This is a genomic window from Streptomyces sp. NPDC055025 (genome assembly GCF_053608565.1).
The window spans coordinates 157,412-176,145 of sequence record NZ_JBSGVS010000002.1 but is presented as its reverse complement, the minus strand read 5'-3'; the positions used below and the strand labels follow the sequence as shown (position 1 = coordinate 176,145).

Annotated in this window: 12 protein-coding genes; 2 read left to right on the top strand and 10 right to left on the bottom strand. The window is 68.5% G+C overall.

Translation table 11 applies throughout. The annotated features are described in order from the left end of the window. The first annotated feature begins 84 nt into the window (after positions 1-84). A complete protein-coding gene (locus tag ACWGDX_RS01875) occupies positions 85-477 on the top strand; it encodes an NTP pyrophosphohydrolase (protein WP_453621215.1) in 393 nt (130 codons plus the stop codon). On the opposite strand, the gene ACWGDX_RS01870 is transcribed toward ACWGDX_RS01875, so the two are convergent. The 10 genes from ACWGDX_RS01870 to ngcE all read right to left on the bottom strand — a co-directional run bounded on the left by ACWGDX_RS01870 (position 453) and on the right by ngcE (position 14,238). Then, positions 453-1,928 (bottom strand): glycosyltransferase family 39 protein, encoded by a 1,476-nt coding sequence (locus ACWGDX_RS01870; protein WP_453621428.1) that lies wholly within the window; start codon positions 1,926-1,928, stop codon positions 453-455. The genes ACWGDX_RS01875 and ACWGDX_RS01870 overlap by 25 nt on opposite strands. A gap of 31 nt (positions 1,929-1,959) precedes the next feature. After that, positions 1,960-3,420: an amino acid permease gene (locus ACWGDX_RS01865; protein WP_453621213.1), complete on the bottom strand. Its 1,461-nt coding sequence runs from the start codon at positions 3,418-3,420 to the stop codon at positions 1,960-1,962. Positions 3,421-3,625: 205 nt separating this feature from the next. After that, positions 3,626-5,530, bottom strand: coding sequence for a 1-deoxy-D-xylulose-5-phosphate synthase (gene dxs, locus ACWGDX_RS01860; RefSeq protein ID WP_453621211.1), 1,905 nt, complete (start codon positions 5,528-5,530; stop codon positions 3,626-3,628). A gap of 264 nt (positions 5,531-5,794) precedes the next feature. Next, entirely contained in the window at positions 5,795-7,105 is a 1,311-nt protein-coding gene (locus ACWGDX_RS01855; RefSeq protein WP_453621209.1) for a sugar ABC transporter permease, read from the bottom strand. Further along, entirely contained in the window at positions 7,102-7,890 is a 789-nt protein-coding gene (locus ACWGDX_RS01850) for an ATP-binding cassette domain-containing protein (RefSeq protein ID WP_363085321.1), read from the bottom strand. Before ACWGDX_RS01850 ends, ACWGDX_RS01855 begins: the two co-directional genes overlap by 4 nt. Positions 7,891-8,132: 242 nt before the next feature. Next, positions 8,133-9,233 (bottom strand): substrate-binding domain-containing protein, encoded by a 1,101-nt coding sequence (locus tag ACWGDX_RS01845; RefSeq protein WP_453621426.1) that lies wholly within the window; start codon positions 9,231-9,233, stop codon positions 8,133-8,135. A gap of 133 nt (positions 9,234-9,366) precedes the next feature. After that, positions 9,367-10,566 (bottom strand): ROK family transcriptional regulator, encoded by a 1,200-nt coding sequence (locus tag ACWGDX_RS01840; protein WP_363085320.1) that lies wholly within the window; start codon positions 10,564-10,566, stop codon positions 9,367-9,369. Positions 10,567-10,795: 229 nt separating this feature from the next. Next, on the bottom strand, positions 10,796-11,755 hold the full coding sequence (locus ACWGDX_RS01835) for a carbohydrate ABC transporter permease (protein WP_453621206.1): 960 nt from the start codon (positions 11,753-11,755) through the stop codon (positions 10,796-10,798). Next, positions 11,755-12,678, bottom strand: coding sequence for a carbohydrate ABC transporter permease (locus ACWGDX_RS01830; RefSeq protein ID WP_365905501.1), 924 nt, complete (start codon positions 12,676-12,678; stop codon positions 11,755-11,757). Before ACWGDX_RS01830 ends, ACWGDX_RS01835 begins: the two co-directional genes overlap by 1 nt. A 114-nt stretch (positions 12,679-12,792) precedes the next feature. After that, complete coding sequence (gene ngcE / locus ACWGDX_RS01825) at positions 12,793-14,238, bottom strand: N-acetylglucosamine/diacetylchitobiose ABC transporter substrate-binding protein (RefSeq protein WP_382851330.1); 1,446 nt, start codon at positions 14,236-14,238, stop codon at positions 12,793-12,795. A 527-nt stretch (positions 14,239-14,765) separates the two neighbouring features. Between ngcE and ACWGDX_RS01820 the strand changes: the two genes are divergently transcribed. Continuing rightward, complete coding sequence (locus tag ACWGDX_RS01820) at positions 14,766-18,620, top strand: GH92 family glycosyl hydrolase (RefSeq protein ID WP_453621203.1); 3,855 nt, start codon at positions 14,766-14,768, stop codon at positions 18,618-18,620. Positions 18,621-18,734: the final 114 nt, after the last annotated feature.

Sequence of the window (18,734 nt, the reverse complement as noted above, 5' to 3'; positions counted from 1 at the left end):
GGAAACCCGGGACACGATGATACGCGCGGGTACTCCGGCGGATCCGGGAGCCTTCCGGCACGGCCTCTGTGACACGCTTGTGTGATGCGGACCCAGATCATCGTGGACGCGGCGAACGTGGTCGGTTCCGTCCCCGACGGATGGTGGCGCGACCGGCGTGGCGCCACCGAGCGGCTGCGCGACTCCCTGGTGCCGTACACCGAGCGCGGTGTCGCCGGTCATCCCGGGCCCGTCGAGGTGGTGCTGGTCGTGGAGGGCGCGGCCAGGGAGGTGGCACCGGTGCCGGGGGTACGGGTCGAGCCCGCGCTCGGCAGCGGCGACGACCGGATCGTGGAGCTGGCGGCACGGGCGGCGGCGGACGGGCTCGGCTGTGTCGTCGTCTCGGCCGACCGTGAGCTGTGCCGCCGGGTGGCGGCGTACGGCGCGGAGTGCGTGGGTCCCAGGACCGTACGTCAGCCCCCGGGGGAGCGTACGTAGAGCACCGCGCCGTCGACCGTCGCGGGCAGCGGCCGGTACTGCCGGGCCAGCAGCGCGCGCAGGGTGGGCAGCCGGCCGGGGGCGTAGGGCCCGCCGCGGGAGTCGTCCACGACCAGGGCGGGCGGCCGGGACCGCAGTTCGGCGACGAGTACGGGCCAGGCGCCCGCCATGGCGTACCTCTCCCCCACGCGGGGCCCGTCACGGCCGCCGCTGTAGTTCGTGAGCAGACCGGCCGTCAGATAGCGGCTGGCGGGGGTCCGGTCGGCGAGCCAGTACGTCTCCGGGTGTATCCCCCAGACCAGGACCCGGTCGGTGGGCGCCGTACGGGCCCGTACGGCGTCGGCGATCCGCTGGGCGTGGGCCAGCTCGGGGCGGGGCGCGAGGATGCCCCAGGTGACGAAGAGCGCGCAGACGCAGACCGAGGTCAGCAGGGCGGACGCGGCCCGTTCGCGGGGCAGCGGGCGCAGGGCGGCCGTCGCCAGCAGTACGAGCGGCGGCACGAGTTGCAGGAAGTAGTGGCCGAAGAAGTGGAAGCCCGCCACGACGGCGACGGCCGAGGCGGCGAGCCACACCCACAGATCCGCGGTGCCGCGCCGGGCGCGGACGAGCGGGGCCAGCAGGGGGGAGCAGGCGAGAGCGAGCAGGGCGGAGTTGGCCAGGCCCCGGGAGACCATATGGAGTCCGGAGCCGGTAAAGGCGGCGTACGCGGCCGATCCCGTCACCGTCCAGAAGAGGAAACCGGACGGGTCGGTGAGCAGGGCCGCCGCGAGGACCGGCAGGACGAGCCCGGCGGCGAGCCGCGGCAGCCCGGCTCTTCCGGGCGGGGAGTGCCAGAGGAGCCACAGGACGGGGACGAGGACCGCGCCGCCGGTCTGCTTCGTCAGCAGTGCCCCGGCGACGGCGAGTCCGGCGGCGCCGGGGCGCCCCCGGCCCGCGCACCAGATCGCCGCGGCCGTGAACGGCAGTATGAAGACCTCGAAGGTGGCGGCCTGGGTGTCCTCGGGGTTGAGACCGACGGAGAGCAGCGGGTGGAGGACTCCGGCGGTCCGGCCCGCCCGGTCGCCCCAGCGCTCGCGCGCGACAGCGGCGAGCAGGGCGGCGGTGAGGAGATGGGCGACGGCGGCGAGGACCTTCATCGCGTACGGGGAGCCGTCGCCGAAGAGGGCGAGGACGGCCTCGTACAGCCAGGGCAGCAGGGGCGGCTTGCGGTCGACGACGGTCTCGTAGAGCGCTCCCCCGTCGGCCAGCATCCGTGCCTGGACGGCGAGATAGCCCTCGTCGGGGCTCCACAGGGGGTGGCGGAAGGAGGGGATCCGGGTGATCAGGACCAGCAGCGCGACGACCGGGAGCAGCCGCCGCCAGTAGGGGGCGCTCCCGCCGGCCGTGGCCGGTGCGGCACGGTGCCCGGAGGGTCCGTACCGGAGGGCGGGCGGTGGCGGCTCGGCGAGCATGGCGGGGGCCAGTGCGAGCCGTTGTCCGCCGTCAGCGGGCGGTTCCGAGGCGGCTGTGGACACGTCCGTAGAAGGCGTAGACGACACAGCCGATGACCATCCAGATACCGAAGCGCAGCCAGGTCTCGGCGGGCAGATTGAGCATCAGCCACAAGGAGGCCAGCACGGAGGCGATCGGCAGATACGGCACCAGGGGGGTGCGGAAGGCACGGGGCAGATCGGGGCGCCGGCGGCGCAGGATGATGACGCCGAGCGCGACGACGACAAAGGCGAAGAGGGTGCCGATGTTGACCAGTTCGGCGAGTTCCTCGATGGAGGTGCAGCCCGCGACGATCGCCACGATCACACCGAGGAGGACGGTCGAGCGGTAGGGCGTGCCGAACCGGGGATGGACTTGGGAGAAGGTCCTGGGGAGCAGTCCGTCGCGGCTCATCGCGAAGAACACCCGGGTCTGGCCGAGCAGCAGGATCATGGAGACGGAGGTGAGACCGACGGCGGCGCCGAAGCTGATGACCCCGGCCCAGAAGGGATGGCCGACGGATTTGAAGGCGTCGGCGAGCGGGGCGTCCACCGAGAGCCGTGAGTAGTGCTGCATCCCGGTGACGACGAGGGAGACGGCGACGTACAGCACGGTGCAGAGGAACAGCGAGCCGAGGATGCCGCGCGGGACGTCGCGCTGCGGGTCGACGGTCTCCTCGGCGGCGGTGGCGACGATGTCGAAGCCGATGAAGGCGAAGAAGACGACGGCCGCGGCGGTGAAGATGCCCATGACACCGAAGTTGGTGGGGACATAGCCGAACATCAGCTGGATGAGCGGGGCGGCCAGTCCGCCGCCGCCGGTGCTGGGCTCGGCGGGCGGGATGAACGGCCGGTAGTTGGATCCGGTGATGAAGAACGCGCCGACGACGATCACGAGCAGGACGACGGTGACCTTGACGGCCACGATGACGGTGGTGACCCGTGAGGAGAGCTTCACGCCGACGACGAGGATGCCGGCCAGGACGAGCACGAGGAGGAAGGCGAGCAGATCGAAGCCGAACGCCCCGTCGTGGGTGCCGGACAGGAAGTCCGGCAGACTCGCGTCGGCGTTCCCCAGCAGTGAGCGCACATAGCCGGACCAGCCGACGGCCACGACCGCGCAGCCCAGCGCGAGCTCCAGGACGAGGTCCCAGCCGATGATCCAGGCGGGCAGTTCGCCGAGCGAGGCGTACGAGAAGGTGTACGCGGATCCGGCCACCGGTACGGTCGAGGCGAACTCGGCGTAGCAGAGGGCGGCCAGCGCGCAGACGACGCCCGAGACGACGAACGCGAGGGCGGTGGCGGGTCCCGCGTACTGCCGGGCCACCACCCCGGTCAGTACGAAGATTCCCGTACCGATGATCACACCGACGCCGAAGACCGTGAGATCGAGCGCGGAGAGGGACTTCCTGAGCGCGAACTCGGGGTCCTCGGTGTCACGGAGGGACTGCTCGACACCTTTGGTGCGGAACATCCCGTTTTTTGCTGGTTCCGGGGCGTGCAGCGTACTCACCGGCATACCTCCGTGCGCGCGTCGTTCCGGCAATGATCGAGAGGTCGTGCACCCCCGGGGTCCCGTAATGTCTTATTTCACACGGATGGGCCGGTCGGACCACCCCGTACAGGGCGGACTGACCGGCCCATCAGCCGTTCGGGGGAACGCGCGCTCAGTCGCGCGCTCAGTCGCGGGCGGCCTCGGCCGGCGAGCCCTCCAGCCGGCCGTCCAGCTTCGCGACCAGACCGGTGACCTGGCGCGCGATGTCCGGCGCGGTCAGGCCGATCTCGGCCATGACCTCCTTGCGGGAGGCGTGGTCGAGGAAGCGCGGCGGGATGCCGAAGTCCCGCAGCGGTACGTCGACCCCGGCGTCGCGCAGGGTCTGGGCGATCGCGGAACCGACGCCGCCGACCCGGCTGTTGTCCTCGACGGTGACGACGACACGGTGCTGCTCCGCGAGCGGGGCGAGCGCCTCGTCCACCGGCTTGACCCAGCGCGGATCGACGACGGTGGTCGTGATGCCCTGCTTGTCGAGGAGCCCGGCGATCTCCAGACACATCGGGGCGAGCGCGCCGACCGAGACCAGCAGGACGTCCGCCGTGCCCTCGTCGGACCTGCGCAGGACGTCCATACCGCCGATCCGGCCGACGGCCGGGACCGCGGGGCCGACCGCGCCCTTGGAGAAGCGCACCACGGTCGGGGCGTCGTCGACGGCCACCGCCTCGCGGAGCTGGGCCCGTACCTGGTCGGCGTCGCGCGGCGCGGCGATCCGCAGACCGGGCACGACCTGGAGGATCGACATGTCCCACATGCCGTTGTGCGAGGCGCCGTCGGTGCCGGTGATCCCGGCGCGGTCCAGGACGAAGGTCACACCGCAGCGGTGCAGGGCGACATCCATCAGGACCTGGTCGAAGGCCCGGTTGAGGAAGGTCGCGTAGACGGCGAAGACCGGGTGGACCCCGCCGGTGGCCAGGCCGGCCGCGGAGACCGCGCCGTGCTGTTCCGCGATGCCGACGTCGTACACCCGGTCGGGGAAGAGCTTCGCGAACTTGTCGAGACCGACCGGCTGGAGCATGGCGGCCGTGATCGCGACGATGTCCTCGCGCTCCCTGCCGAGCTTGACCATCTCCTCGCCGAACACGGCCGTCCAGTCGACACCCGAGGACGCGATCGGCAGACCGGTGTCCGGGTGGATCTTGCCGACCGCGTGGAAACGATCCGCCTCGTCCGCGAGCGCGGGCTGATAGCCCCGGCCCTTCTCGGTGAGACAGTGCACGATGACCGGACCGCCGAAGCGCTTGGCCCGCAGCAGCGCGGACTCCAGGGCCTCGATGTCATGGCCGTCGATGGGACCGACGTACTTCAGTCCGAGGTCCTCGAACATGCCCTGCGGGGCGATGAAGTCCTTGAGGCCCTTCTTCGCGCCGTGCAGGGTGTCGTAGAGGGGCCTGCCGACGACCGGGGTGCGCTCCAGGAGGTCCTTGCCCCGGGCCAGGAAGCGCTCGTAGCCGTCGGTGGTGCGCAGGGTGGCGAGATGGTTCGCGAGGCCGCCGATGGTCGGCGCGTACGAGCGCTCGTTGTCGTTGACGACGATGACGAGCGGGCGGTCCTTGGCGTCGGCGATGTTGTTCAGCGCCTCCCAGGCCATACCGCCGGTCAGCGCGCCGTCACCGATCACCGCGACCACGCGGTCGTCCCCGCCCAGGACCTGGTTGGCCTTGGCGAGACCGTCGGCCCAGCCGAGCACGGTGGAGGCGTGCGAGTTCTCGATGATGTCGTGCTCGGACTCGGCACGGGAGGGATAGCCCGACAGACCGCCCTTGCTCTTCAGCCGCGAGAAGTCCTGACGGCCGGTGAGCAGCTTGTGGACGTAGGACTGGTGGCCCGTGTCGAAGAGGATCTTGTCCTTCGGCGAGTGGAAGACACGGTGCAGGGCGATGGTCAGCTCGACGACACCGAGGTTTGGGCCGAGGTGGCCGCCGGTCTTGGAGACCGCGTCCACGAGGAACGACCGGATCTCTCCGGCCAGCTCCTCAAGCTGCTCCGGGCCGAGCCGGTCCAGATCGCGGGGCCCCCTGATACGAGTCATCAGCTCCCATCCGCCCACCCCCGACCCTGCTCGGCGCGCTTCGCGCGGCACCTGCTTCACTGTGCCTCCTTGCGTTTTGGGCTGGTCGAGCTCTGCCGATCTGGCGAGTCTAATGTTCCGCTCGTGCGCGTCATCAGCGGGCGGTCCGTTGCACATCACTCGATCGGATGTATGTAGGTCATATCGCCGGTGCCCGCAACAGGGCTGTGCCCGGCACCCGGGGACGGATGCCGGGCACAGGCCCGCGAATCGTACGGCGTCCGCTCAGGCGCGGCCCGCCGCCTTCTGGGTCTTGCGGGTCACGGCGTCGATGACGACGGTCGCCAGGAGCACCGCGCCGGTGATCATGTTCTGGATCGGCGAGGCGATGCCCTGGAGGGCGAGGCCGTACTGGATCGAGACGATGACCAGCACACCGAGCAGCGCGTTCCAGGTGCGGCCGCGCCCGCCGAAGAGGCTGGTGCCACCGATGACGGCCGCCGCGATGGCGTTCATCAGCAGGTCGCCGCTGCCCGCTCCCTGGTTGGCCGCGGCGATCTTGGAGGCGATGAAGAGACCGCCGAGCGCGGCGAACGTACCGGCGAGCGAGAAGATCGAGATACGGACCAGCGCGACATTGATACCCGCGCGGCGGGATGCCTCGACACTGCCGCCGAGCGCGAAGACCTTACGGCCGTAACTGGTGCGGCGCAGTACGAAGTCCGTGATCACAAGCACCACGAGGAAGATCACGACCGCCAGGGGCAGGCCCTTGTACTGGTTGTAGAGGGCCGCCGCGGCGAAGGCCACCACGGCCAGCAGCGCGGAGCGCAGGATGGTCTCGCTGAGCGGCCGGGACGGGACTCCGACCGCCTCTCGGCGTCGGTTCTCGAAGAACGAGGTCAGGAAGAAGACCGCCACCGCGACCACGGCGAGGCCGTAGGCGGCCGCGACATCGGTGAAGTAGTACGTGGTCAGCTTGGCGACCACGCTGTCGGCGCTCAGGTTGACCGTGCCGCTGTCGCCGAGGAGCTGGAGCATGAAGCCGCTCCAGAAGAGCAGACCGGCCAGGGTGACGGCGAAGGCGGGGACCCCGATCCGGGCGAAGAAGAAGCCGTGGACGGCCCCGGCGACCGTACCGGTCAGGATGGCGAGGATGAACGCCAGCCAGTCCGCCATGCCGTGCGTGACGCTGAGGACCGCGAAGGCCGCGCCCGCGACACCGCTGACCGAGCCGACGGAGAGATCGATCTCACCGAGCAGCAGGACGAAGACGATACCGACGGCGATCATGCCGGTGCCGACCATGGCCACGGAGATGTTGCTGAGGTTCTCCGCGCTCAGGAAGTTGGAGTTCAGGCTTCCGAAGATCGCCCAGATGATGATCAGGCCGAGCACGACGGGTATCGCACCCAGATCGCCGGCGCGGATCTTGCGCTTGAACTCGGTGATATAGCCGCCGAACCCCTGCTCGCGTACGAGCAGCCGCGGGTCGACCGCGGTGACCGCGCCGTCCGCCGCGGCGGGGGCGTCGACCGGGGCCGGATTGGCCGGCGCCGCCTTGTCGAGCGAGGGGGAGGTGTTCTCGGTGGTCACTTCTGAACCTCCACGGTGCGCGACGCGCGACGGGTCACGGCGTTGTCCGTGGCGCCGGTGATGGCCGCGATGATCTCTTCCTGCGAGGTGGACGCGACATCGAAGACGCCGTTGTTGCCGCCGAGCCTGAGCACGGCCACCTTGTCGGCGACGGCCTTGACGTCCGCCATGTTGTGGCTGATGAGCAGTACGGCGAGACCGCGCTCGCGCAGCCGCTCGACGAGGTCGAGCACCTGGGCGGTCTGCTCGACACCGAGGGCCGCGGTCGGCTCGTCGAGAATGACGAGCTTGGGCTCGCCGAGCATGGACCTGGCGATGGCCACGGTCTGCCGCTGGCCGCCGGAGAGCGAGGCGATCGGGATACGGACACTGGGGATCCGGATCGACAGGGTGGTGAGCAGCTCGCGCGAGCGGCGCTCCATCTCCACCTCGTTGAGCACTCCCCAGCGCCGCAGTTCACGGCCGAGATAGAGGTTGCCGACGACATCGATGTTGTCGCACAGCGCCAGGTCCTGGTAGACCGTGGCGATGCCCAGGGTCTGGGCGTCGTGCGGCCTGTCGATCGAGACGGGCCGGCCTTCCCACTCGATGACTCCGTCATCGATGGGGTGCACGCCGGCGATGGTCTTCACCAGCGTGGATTTCCCGGCACCGTTGTCGCCGACCAGGGCGACCACCTCACCGGAGTGGACCTCAAGCTCTACTTCGGTGAGCGCCTGGACGGCACCGAATCGCTTGGAGACCCCTCGCAACGCCAGCACGGGCGTAGCGGTCACGTGAACCATCTCCTTCGCCGCCTGACCGGCGGGGATGCCGCGCCGGGGGGAGGCGCGGAGGTCGAGCAGAAGAGAACGGAAGGGGCGGCCGCACGGCGCTCGCGCGCGGCGTGCGGCACGGCGGCCGAGGTGGTTCCATCCGGCACCCCGCCCGAGCTGCGGGGCTGTTGAGTGGGCGGGGTGCCGGACAGGCTTCACCGGAGGCAGGTCACCGGGCGGACCCGGCGGGGACCTCACGGCCCCCGGGTGACCTACTTCAGACCGATCGCGTCACAGTCGGCCTTGTAGGCGCCCGTGCAGATCTCGGCGACCGTGTAGATGCCGTCCTTGATGACCGTGTCGTTGATGTTGTCCTTGGTCAGCGACACGACCGGGACGAGCACGGAGGGAATACCCTTGGTGGTGGCGCTGTCGACGGTCGACTTGGCGATCGAGTCGAGCTTCTCGCCCTTGGCGAGCGCGACGGCCATCTCACCGGCCACGGAGGCCTCTTCGGGGTAGGACTTGTAGACGCTCATGAACTGCTCGCCCGCGACGATGCGCTGCACACCGGCGAGTTCGGCGTCCTGGCCGGTGACCGGCGGGAGCTTGGTGAAGCCGGCGCCCTTGAGGGCGGTGATGATACCGCCGGCCATACCGTCATTGGCGGAGTAGACGCCGATGATCTTGTCCTTGCCCAGGGCGGCGATGGCGCCTTCCATGTTGCTGTTGGCGTTCACCGGCTTCCATTCCTTGGTGTCGTACTCCTTGCCGATGTTCACCTTGCCATCGAGCTCGGAGTGCGCGCCCTTCTTGAACAGAGCGGCGTTCGGGTCGGTCACGGCGCCGTTGATCATCACAATGTCGCCGGACTTGGCCTTGTCACCGAGCGCCTCGACGAGCGCCTTGCCCTGGACCCGGCCGACCTCTTCGTTGTCGAAGGAGGTGTAGGCGTCGATCGGCCCCTCGGCCAGACGGTCGTACGCCACGACCGGTATTCCGGCCTCCTTGGCCTTCTGCACCGAGCTGGCGATGGCCTTGGAGTCGACGGCGTCCACGACGAGCACGTCGACCTTGTTGGTGATCATCGTGTCGACCTGCTGGTTCTGCAGCGTCGCGTCCTGCTTGGCGTTCGCGTAGACGACCTTGCCCGTGCCGTCGGTCAGCTCGCTGACCTTCTTCTCGAACAGCGGCTTGTCGAACTTCTCGTACCGAGCGGTCTCGTTCTCCGGCAGGAGCAGGCCGATCGTGATCGGGCCCTTGGTGTCCGACTTCGACGCTTCCGCCTTGTCGCCGGACTCCGCCGCACTGCCACAGGCGGCGAGCGAGACAGCCATCGCGGTGGTGGCGGCGGCCACGGCAGCACGACGCATCATTGCGTTCACTTAACAAACCTCCCTGACGAGGCCGCGTCGTTGCGGCCGAGGTGGCTGGAAGTCAACTCGGCTCCGGGGTCGGCGTCAAGGAGTAAATCCTTAACGAGATGACAACGGTGCCATTCGTTATCTAAGTGAAGGCAGCCGCCGTGGCCGGAATGACGCTCTCCAAAAGGGTCGAATCGCCCATTTCGCTGAGCACGAGGGCGAGCGCGCCCAGCACCTCGGCCCGGCCGCCGAGCGCTCCGGGAAGCACCGAGAGCTGCCGTGCCGCGCTGGGGATCGCGTACCGGGAGACCGACTCGCGTATCGGTCCGAGCACCAGCTCCCCAGCCTCCGCCAAATCCCCGCCCAGCACCACCCGGCTGGGGTTCAGGAGATTGCACAGGTTCGCCACGCCGCTGCCGATATGACGGCCCACGTCGGCGACCACACGGCGGCAGCCCGGGTCGCCCTCCCGCGCGAGCTGGACGACGCGCTCCATGGTCAGATCGGCGCCATGGCTGGACTGGAGGAGCGGCAGGACATACCGGGCTGCGGTGAAGGTCTCCAGGCAGCCGCGGTTGCCGCAGCGGCAGACCGGACCCGACTCGTCGAGCGTGATGTGGCCGATCTCACCGGCCGTACCGCCGGGGCCCCGGTAGATCTGCCCGTCTATCACCAGACCGGCGCCCACACCGCTGGCGACCTTGATGTACGCCAGGTCCCTGACCCCGCGCCCGCTCCCCCAGACCAGCTCGCCGAGCGCGCCGAGGTTGGCGTCGTTGTCCACGTACACCGGTACGCCGAGGCGGGCGGCCAGTTCGTCGCTGGGGTTGATACCGCTCCAGCCCGGCAGTATCGAGGTGGAGCCGAGCGTGCCCGACTCCACGTCGATCGGCCCGGGGACGCCGAGCCCGACGCCTATCACCTTGCCGCGGCTGACGCCGGTGCTCACGATCAGCCGCTCGACCAGCTCCTCGGCGCGGCCGAATCCCTGGGCGGACGAGGCGTCCACATCGAGGGGCTCCGACTCCTCGGCGAGCACCTGGTGGGCGAGATTGCCTACGGCCACCCGCAGATGGGTATGGCCGAAGTCGACCCCGATGACGGTGCCCGCGTCCCCGCTGAGCGAGACGCTCCGGGCCCGTCTGCCACCCGCCGAGGTGGGCGTGACCTGGACCGTGCCGCCGTCCTTCAGCTCGCGGACGATATTGGAGACCGTGGCCGCCGACAGTCCCGTGCTCCGGGCGATCTCCGCCTGGGTGAGCGAACCGGCCATACGAACCGCTCGTACGACCCGTTCGAGGTTGGCCCGGTGCAGAGACGACTGCGACCCTGGAGTCTCCACGACTGATCCACTCCTGCCCTTGGCGGACGGCACGACCGCCGCCGCCGGTCGGGGCCGCGCCAATGAGACCCCGACGTATCTCCAACTTGTGAACCCTAAGCTCAGCCTTTCGGGCTGCTCCCCGTCAAGACCTTGAGCAATGCGGAACACGACAAACCGCCCGCCGACCAGTGTCGACGGGCGGTTCGGGTGGATTGGGCCGTCCCGGACCCCGGGGGCGCGCGGCGGTCTACTTCAGTGCGCCCGCCGTCAGGCCGGCCACCACCTGGCGCTGGAAGATGATGTACGCGGCGAGCACCGGCAGCATCGCCATCACCAGACCGGCGAAGAGACCCGACCAGTCGCCCTTGTATCCCTGGCTGACCGCGAGCTGCACCAGTCCCTGTGAGAGCACCTTGTTCTCCGGGTCGGTGTTGAGCACCGTGGGCAGCAGGTACTGGTTCCACTGCCCCAGGAAGTTGAAGATCCCGACGCTGATCAGACCGGGCTTGGCCATGGGCAGCATCACCTGGAAGAACGTCCGGGTGTGCGAGGCGCCGTCGATGATCGCCGCTTCCGCCACCGAGGTCGGCAGCGTCCGGAAGAACGAGACGAGGAAGAAGACGGTGAACGGCAGCGAGTACGCGATGTAGACCAGGATCAGACCGTGGATGGTGTTCAGCAGGCCCAGATTGTTCATGACGTAGAACAGCGGGACCAGGGCGAGAATGATCGGGAAGCTCATCCCGCCGATGAACAGGTAGTAGATGAAGCGGTTGCCCGGGAACTCGAAGCGCGCCAGCACATACGCGGCCATCGAGCCGAGCAGCAGGGTGCCGACGAGTGAACCGGCCACCACCAGCACGGTGTTGAGGAAGTAGTCGCTCATATGCGCCTGGGTCCAGGCGCGCGACCAGTTCTCGAAGTGCAGCGAGTCGGGCAGCGACCACGGCTCGGTGAAGATGGACCTGTCGTCCTTGAAGGATGTCATGACCGCCCACAGCAGCGGCATCACGACCAGCACGGCCCAGATGACGAGCACCCCGTGCGAGAACACATTGAGGACGCCGCCGCTCTTCGACCCCCCGGCGGACGGCGGAGCCGTCTTGCTCACGGCCGGCCGCGCCATGACCGTCCCGGCCGCGGCGGGGTCCTGGGGGCCGGCCGGGGGCGGGGTGTCGGCCGGAGGAGGGGTGTCGGTGGTCTTCATCAGAACTCCAGCCGCTCACGTCGGCCCAGCCGCATCACGATGGCGGAGAAGGCCAGCGTGACGACGAGAAGGGCGACACCGATCGTGGTCGCATAGGCCGCCTGACCGTCACGGAACGCCTTCTGGTAGACGAGCAGGGTCAGTACGTTGGTGGAATCGGCGGGTCCGCCGGGTCCCACGGTCATGATCTGGACGACGGCGAAGGACTCCGCGCCGAGGGCGAGGATGCCCATGTAGACCCACCCCGACTGCACCGTGTCCCACAGCAGCGGCAGGGTGATGCGGAAGAAGGTGGTGAAGCGGTTCGCGCCGTCCAGCAGCGCCGCCTCGTAGAAGTCCTTGGGGATCGAGGCCATGCCCGCGGAGAACAGGACCACGAAGAAGCCGGTGGTGGACCAGACCAGGACGGCCATCACGCACCACAGCGCGAGATTCGGATCGCCCAGCCACTCCGGCTGCACGCTGCCCAGACCGACGGCGTCGAGCGCCGAGTTGATGGCACCGCTGTTCGGGTTGTACGCGAACTGGAAGAGCAGCGCGACAATCGCGATCGAGAGCACCTGCGGGAAGAAATACACGATCTTGTAGAAGGCCGATCCGCGCACACCCGAAATGGCGGATCCCTTACGGTGGCGCCCGCCGACATTCAGCATGAACGCGAAGAACAGCGCCAGTCCCAGCACCACCAGGGGCAGTAGCAGCGCGAAGGTCAGACTGTGCCGGAGAGAACTCCAGAAAGTCTCGTCGTCGAGCATCCGGGTGTAGTTGTCGAAGCCGACCATCGCGAAGTCCGGGCTGAGCCCGGTCCAGTCCGTGAACGAATAGTAGATGGACTGGACGAACGGCCATACGACGAAGAGTCCGTACAGCGCCAGGGGGACAATGAGAAACCCCACGATGAACCGGTACTTGCCGTGTTGCATGTCTCCCGACCCCGAATCCCGGCGGGTGCCGCCGTGCTGCCTTGGGGAGCCCGTCCGGCGGGTCCGACGGGCCGGAGCCGGAAGCCCCGGCGGGGCTTCCGGCCGCTTCCGCTCCTACTGGTGCTTGTAGTGCTTGATGGAGTCGTCCTTGGCCGCCGCGTCGGCGAACTCCTGGGCCTTGTTCATGGCCTCGGCCGGAGTCATGCGCCCGGCCATCATCTCGCCGAGCACGCCCACCCCGAGCTTCTCCTTCTGGAGGGCGACGTACCAGTCCTGCATCCGCGGGTTCAGTACGTTGTCGCCCGCCTTGGCGAGGGCGTCGACACCGGACTGGAGCGCGGTGGACAGGGTGAGACCGTCGGTGCCGCCGTTGAAGGAGGTCAGCGACTTCACCTTGGAGGTGAAGTTCTTCGAGGACGCCTCGCTCAGCATGATGCGGAGCTGCTCCATGCCGCCGTCGGGGTTCTTGGCCTTCGCCGGGACGATGAACGGCTCACCGCCGGAGGCCCAGATGGTGCCGAACGGCAGCTTGTCCGAGCTGTCCAGACCGGACGGCGCGGACACCTTCATCTGGAAGTCCTTCGGCGTGGTCTTGGCCGCCTCGTTCTCCACCCAGGAGCCGTTCGGGATGAACAGCGCCTTGCCCTCGGTCCACGCGGTCTGCGACTGGATGTGGTCGAGACCGGGGGTGCCCTGGAGGATGTAGCCCTTCCTGAACAGCTCGTAGTACGCCTCGAAGGCGGACTTCACGGCCGGGTGCTTCCAGGCGTTGGGCTCCAGGTTGTCGATCGCGTCGAGGACCTCACGTCCGCCGATCTTGCCGATGAACGGGTAGAGCGAGAAGGGCAGGTAGTACGGGTACTTGCCGGCGTACGTCCAGCCCGCGATGTCCTGCTTCTTGGCCTTCGCGCAGAGGGCCAGCATCGCGTCCCAGTCCTCGGGGTACTCCGCGTCGAGCCGGTCGAGCGCGGTCTGCGAGTACCAGACACCGTAGACCGTGTAGGCGTAGTACATGATCCAGACCGGGTCGCCGTCGAACTGACCCATCTCCACGACCCCGGGCCGCAGCGTGTCGCGGACCTTCTTGGCCGGGTCGTCGTAGGACGGCGCGTCCAGCAGGGGCGTGAGATCGGCGAGCTGCTTCTTGCCGACGAGAACGCCCATGTCCATCTGCTCGGCGCCCGAGTTGTCAATCAGGTCGGGCGGGGTGCCGCCGTTGAAGCGCGGCTGGAGCTGGGACTGGATCTTCTGCGTCGGGGTGAACTTCACCTCCGCCTTCGGGAAGGCCTTCTTGTACTGCTCGACGGCGTCCGTCGCGTACTCGGTGCCGAAACCGCCGTCGAACAGAACGAAGTCGAGCTGCGCGGTCTCGTTCACCCCGAGCGGGTTCTTCTCGGACGCCGTGCCCTTCTCGACCTTGTTGTCGGTCCCGCTGTCGCTGCTCGCGCAGGACGCCAGGAAGCTCATCGTCGGGACGGTGATCAGACCGATCGCGGCGGACCGCTTGATCACATCACGACGGCCGAGGCCCCCGTTGTACTGAGCGGAGGTGGATCCCATGCTCAAGTCCTCGCCTTCTCCAGGACTCAGGCGGTGTACCGGTCGCCCGTGCTTCTCACCTGAGGAGAAGGGCCCCGCCACCGCGGTCAAATGAAGCTGGGTGGTGCAGATAAAGCCGGGTCGTACGGGAATGTCGCTCTTCGTCGTGTGTGCCGGTCGCGGAAGCAGGGACCTCGGCCGATCGGCCGCGAGCGGACAGAGCCCTCCCCACCGCCCCCTGTCCTCCTACGTGTTGTCCGCCACTGCGGAAAACTCCAGGGCGGACGCCGACAGGTATAGTCCACTTCCCGCCGACGGAGCAAGATCGAAAGCAGGTTTGGACGGCAGTCTTTCCCTAGTTGAGACCTCGCGGATATCCGAGACGGTTGTGTACTCATTCGACCACCTCCGCCCCCATCGGAATGGCCGATTCCAAATGTTCCACCCCCGCAACACCCTTGACACCACTCTGCACTTGGCTCCTACTGGACCCTGCGCTCTCGTTTGACAACGTTGTCCGACTTGGTACGCAGGAGGAAAGACTCGGTATGGAGCAGAGAACCGGACCCCGGCGCAGACAATGGCACACGGCCACCCTGGTGGCGGCCGCCGCGCTGCTCGTCGTAACGGCACAGTCCGCCGCCGTGGCACAGCCCGCACAACCCAAGCCGGCGGAAAAGGAATTCAGCTCGTCCTTCGAGGCGGACGAAAAACAGCCGGACTGGCGCAATACCGTCGAAGTGGGCCCTGGCGGCGAGAAGCGGGCATCCGGTGTCGACGGGGGCTTCACCAGCGGAATCCCGGGCAATGTCACCGACCGGGTGGTGGAGTTGCGTGCCAGCGGCGAGAACAGCGGCTCGGGTGAGACCAAGGAGAATCTGGTCGATGTCCAGTCCGCCACCAAGTGGCTGGCGTTCACCAGGACCGCCTGGGTGGAGTTCGACCTCGACGAACCGGTCAAGGTCCTCACCTATGCCCTGACCTCGGCGAACGACCACGCCGAGCGTGACCCCAGGGACTGGACGCTCCAGGGGTCCGCGGACGGCAAGGAGTGGCGGGACCTGGACACGCGGAAGGGTGAAACCTTCGGCGAGCGTTTCCAGACCAGGTCGTACGACATCGCCAACACCACCGCGTACCGGCACTACCGGCTGGACATCACCGCCAACAACGGCGGCTCCGACGCCACCCAGCTCGCCGATGTCCAGTTCTCCGACGGCGATACGAACACGCCGCCGCCCCAGGACATGCGCACCCAGGTCGACCGCGGCCCGTCCGGCTCCCCCACGGCCAAGTCCGCCGTCGGATTCACCGGGACGCGGGCGCTGAAGTACGCGGGCACGCACCAGCCGGACGGCCGGGCGTACTCGTACAACAAGATCTTCGATGTCGACACGGCCGTACAGAGCGACACCGCGCTCTCGTACCGGATCTACCCCTCCCTCCCGGAGACGGACCTCAACTATCCGGCCACCAATGTCTCCGTCGACCTCGCCTTCACCGACGGCACCTATCTGAGTGATCTCCGGGCCGTCGACGCACACGGCGGAGCGCTGACCCCGCAGGGCCAGGGCGCCGCCAAGCGTCTCTACGTCAACCAGTGGAACCAGGTCGACGCGCGGATCGGCTCGGTCGCGGCGGGCAGGACCGTCGACCGGATCCTGGTGGCGTACGACTCCCCCAAGGGCCCCGCGACGTTCCAGGGCTGGATCGACGACATCACCCTGGCCCCGAAGGCGCCCGAGCCGCGGCTCAAGCATCTGTCGGACTACGCGTCCACCACGCGCGGCACCAACTCCAGCGGGTCCTTCTCGCGTGGCAACACCTTCCCCGCGACCGCCGTGCCCAACGGCTTCAACTTCTGGACCCCGGTGACCAACGCGGGGTCCAACAGCTGGCTCTACGAGTACAGCCGCGCCAACAACGCCGACAACCTGCCGACCGTACAGGCCTTCAGCGCCAGCCATGAGCCGAGCCCCTGGATGGGCGACCGGCAGACGTTCCAGATGATGCCGTCGGTGGCCCCTGGCACGCCGAACGCGTCCCGTACGGCGCGGGCGCTGCCGTTCCGCCACGAGAACGAGACCGCGAAGCCCCACTACTACGGGGTGGAGTTCGAGAACGGTCTCAGGACGGAGATGACGCCGACCGATCACGCGGCGATGGTCCGGGTCACCTACCCGGGCGCGGACGCGAGCATGATCTTCGACAACATCTCCAACGCGGGCGGGCTGACCCTCGACCCGGGGACGAGTTCCTTCACCGGTTTCTCGGACGTCAAGAGCGGTCTGTCGACCGGCGCGACGCGTCTTTTCGTATACGGCGTCTTCGACGCGCCCGTCACCGCGAGCGGCAAGCTGTCCGGCGGCGGGGGCGCGGACGTCACCGGCTATCTGCGCTTCGACGCCGGCCAGGACCGTACCGTCACCCTGCGGATCGCGACCTCGCTGATCAGCGTGGACCAGGCGAAGAAGAACCTCGCCGACGAGATCCCCGAGGGCACCCGCTTCACGAAGGTCCAGGACCGGGCGCAGGACGCCTGGGACGACATCCTGGGCAGGGTGGAGGTGGAGGGCGCGAACCACGACCAGCTCACCACGCTCTACTCCAGCCTCTACCGGCTGTATCTGTATCCCAACTCCGGCTTCGAGAACACCGGTACGCGGTCCAGCCCGAAGCAGCAGTACGCGAGCCCGTTCTCGGCGAAGACGGGCCAGGACACCCCGACCCGGACGGGCGCGAAGATCGTCGACGGCGAGGTGTACGTCAACAACGGCTTCTGGGACACCTACCGGACGACCTGGCCCGCGTACTCCTTCCTCACCCCGGACCGGGCGGGCGAACTGGTGGACGGCTTCGTCCAGCAGTACAAGGACGGCGGCTGGATCTCCCGCTGGTCCTCGCCGGGCTACGCGGACCTGATGACCGGCACGAGTTCGGACGTGGCGTTCGCCGACGCGTATGTGAAGGGCGTCGACTTCGACGCGGAGGCGGCGTACGAGGCGGCGCTGAAGAACGCCACGGTGGTGCCGCCCAGTTCGGGTGTGGGCCGCAAGGGCATGGAGACCTCACCTTTCCTCGGCTACGCCTCCACGGAGACGCACGAGGGCCTGTCCTGGTCGCTGGAGGGCTACCTCAACGACTACGGCCTGTCGAAGATGGGCGAGGCGCTCTACAAGAAGACCGGCGAGGCCCGGTACAAGGAGGAGTCGGAGTACTTCCGCAACCGGGCGCAGAAGTACGTCACCCTCTTCGACACGAAGGCGGGCTTCTTCCAGGGCCGTGACCTCAAGGGCGACTGGCGGGTGGACTCGGAGAAGTACGACCCGAGGGTGTGGGGTTACGACTACACCGAGACGAACGGCTGGGGCTACGCCTTCACCGCCCCGCAGGACTCGCGCGGTCTGGCGAACCTGTACGGCGGGCGCGCGGGCCTCGGCGAGAAGCTGGACACCTACTTCGCCACGCCCGAGACGGCCGGTCCCGAGTTCGTCGGCTCGTACGGCGGTGTCATCCATGAGATGACGGAGGCGCGCGACGTACGGATGGGCATGTACGGCCACTCCAACCAGGTCGCCCACCATGTCACGTACATGTACAACGCGGCCTCGCAGCCCTGGAAGACCCAGGAGAAGGTCCGCGAGGTCCTGGGCCGGCTGTATGTCGGCAGCGAGATAGGGCAGGGCTACCACGGCGACGAGGACAACGGCGAGCAGTCGGGCTGGTATCTCTTCTCGGCGCTCGGGTTCTATCCGCTGGTGATGGGCAGCGGGGAGTACACGATCGGCTCGCCGCTCTTCACCAAGGTGAAGGTCCATCTGGACAACGGCCGCACGCTGGTGATCAAGGCCCCGGAGAACAGTGACAAGAACATCTATGTCCAGGGCCTCACGGTCAACGGCAAGGCGTGGAACTCCACGGCGCTCCCGCACGAGGTGATCGCGAACGGCGGCACGCTGGACTTCACGATGGGCCCGAAGCCCTCGGCGTGGGGTACGGGCAAGGACGCGGCGCCGGTCTCGATCACCCAGGACGACAAAGCCCCGTCCCCCCGGACGGACGCCCTGCCGGCCTCGGCGGGCCCGCTCTTCGACAACTCCTCGCGCACGGAGGGGACGGCCGGGTCGGTGGACCTCCCGGTCGGCTCGGCGACCCGGGCGGTCCAGTACACCCTGACGTCCTCGGCGGCCTCGAAGGCCCCGACCGGCTGGACCCTCCAGGGCTCGGCGGACGGTACGACCTGGCAGACCCTGGACACCAGGTCGGCGCAGTCCTTCGCCTGGGACAAGCAGACCCGGGCCTTCACGATCGCCGAACCGGGCGCGTACGAGAGGTACCGCCTGGTGACCACCGGCCCGAACGACACCCCGCCGACCCTGGCGGAGGTGGAACTGCTGCGGTGACGGGGTGAGTTGATCCGCCAGTACGGATCACGGGAACGGGCCATGGGAACGGGCCACCGGTACGAGCCGGTGGCCCGTTCCCGCCGTTCCGCTCACGGATCGGCGCGACCGCGC

Coding starts and splice junctions, on each gene's coding strand:
- ACWGDX_RS01850 (WP_363085321.1), bottom strand. CDS start 7,890: ATGGTTCACGTGACCGCTACGCCCGTGCTGGCGTTGCGAGGGGTCTCC.
- ACWGDX_RS01830 (WP_365905501.1), bottom strand. CDS start 12,678: ATGCAACACGGCAAGTACCGGTTCATCGTGGGGTTTCTCATTGTCCCC.
- ACWGDX_RS01820 (WP_453621203.1), top strand. CDS start 14,766: ATGGAGCAGAGAACCGGACCCCGGCGCAGACAATGGCACACGGCCACC.
- ACWGDX_RS01865 (WP_453621213.1), bottom strand. CDS start 3,420: ATGTTCCGCACCAAAGGTGTCGAGCAGTCCCTCCGTGACACCGAGGAC.
- ACWGDX_RS01870 (WP_453621428.1), bottom strand. CDS start 1,928: ATGCTCGCCGAGCCGCCACCGCCCGCCCTCCGGTACGGACCCTCCGGG.
- dxs (WP_453621211.1), bottom strand. CDS start 5,530: ATGACTCGTATCAGGGGGCCCCGCGATCTGGACCGGCTCGGCCCGGAG.
- ACWGDX_RS01835 (WP_453621206.1), bottom strand. CDS start 11,755: ATGAAGACCACCGACACCCCTCCTCCGGCCGACACCCCGCCCCCGGCC.
- ngcE (WP_382851330.1), bottom strand. CDS start 14,238: ATGGGATCCACCTCCGCTCAGTACAACGGGGGCCTCGGCCGTCGTGAT.
- ACWGDX_RS01845 (WP_453621426.1), bottom strand. CDS start 9,233: ATGCGTCGTGCTGCCGTGGCCGCCGCCACCACCGCGATGGCTGTCTCG.
- ACWGDX_RS01875 (WP_453621215.1), top strand. CDS start 85: ATGCGGACCCAGATCATCGTGGACGCGGCGAACGTGGTCGGTTCCGTC.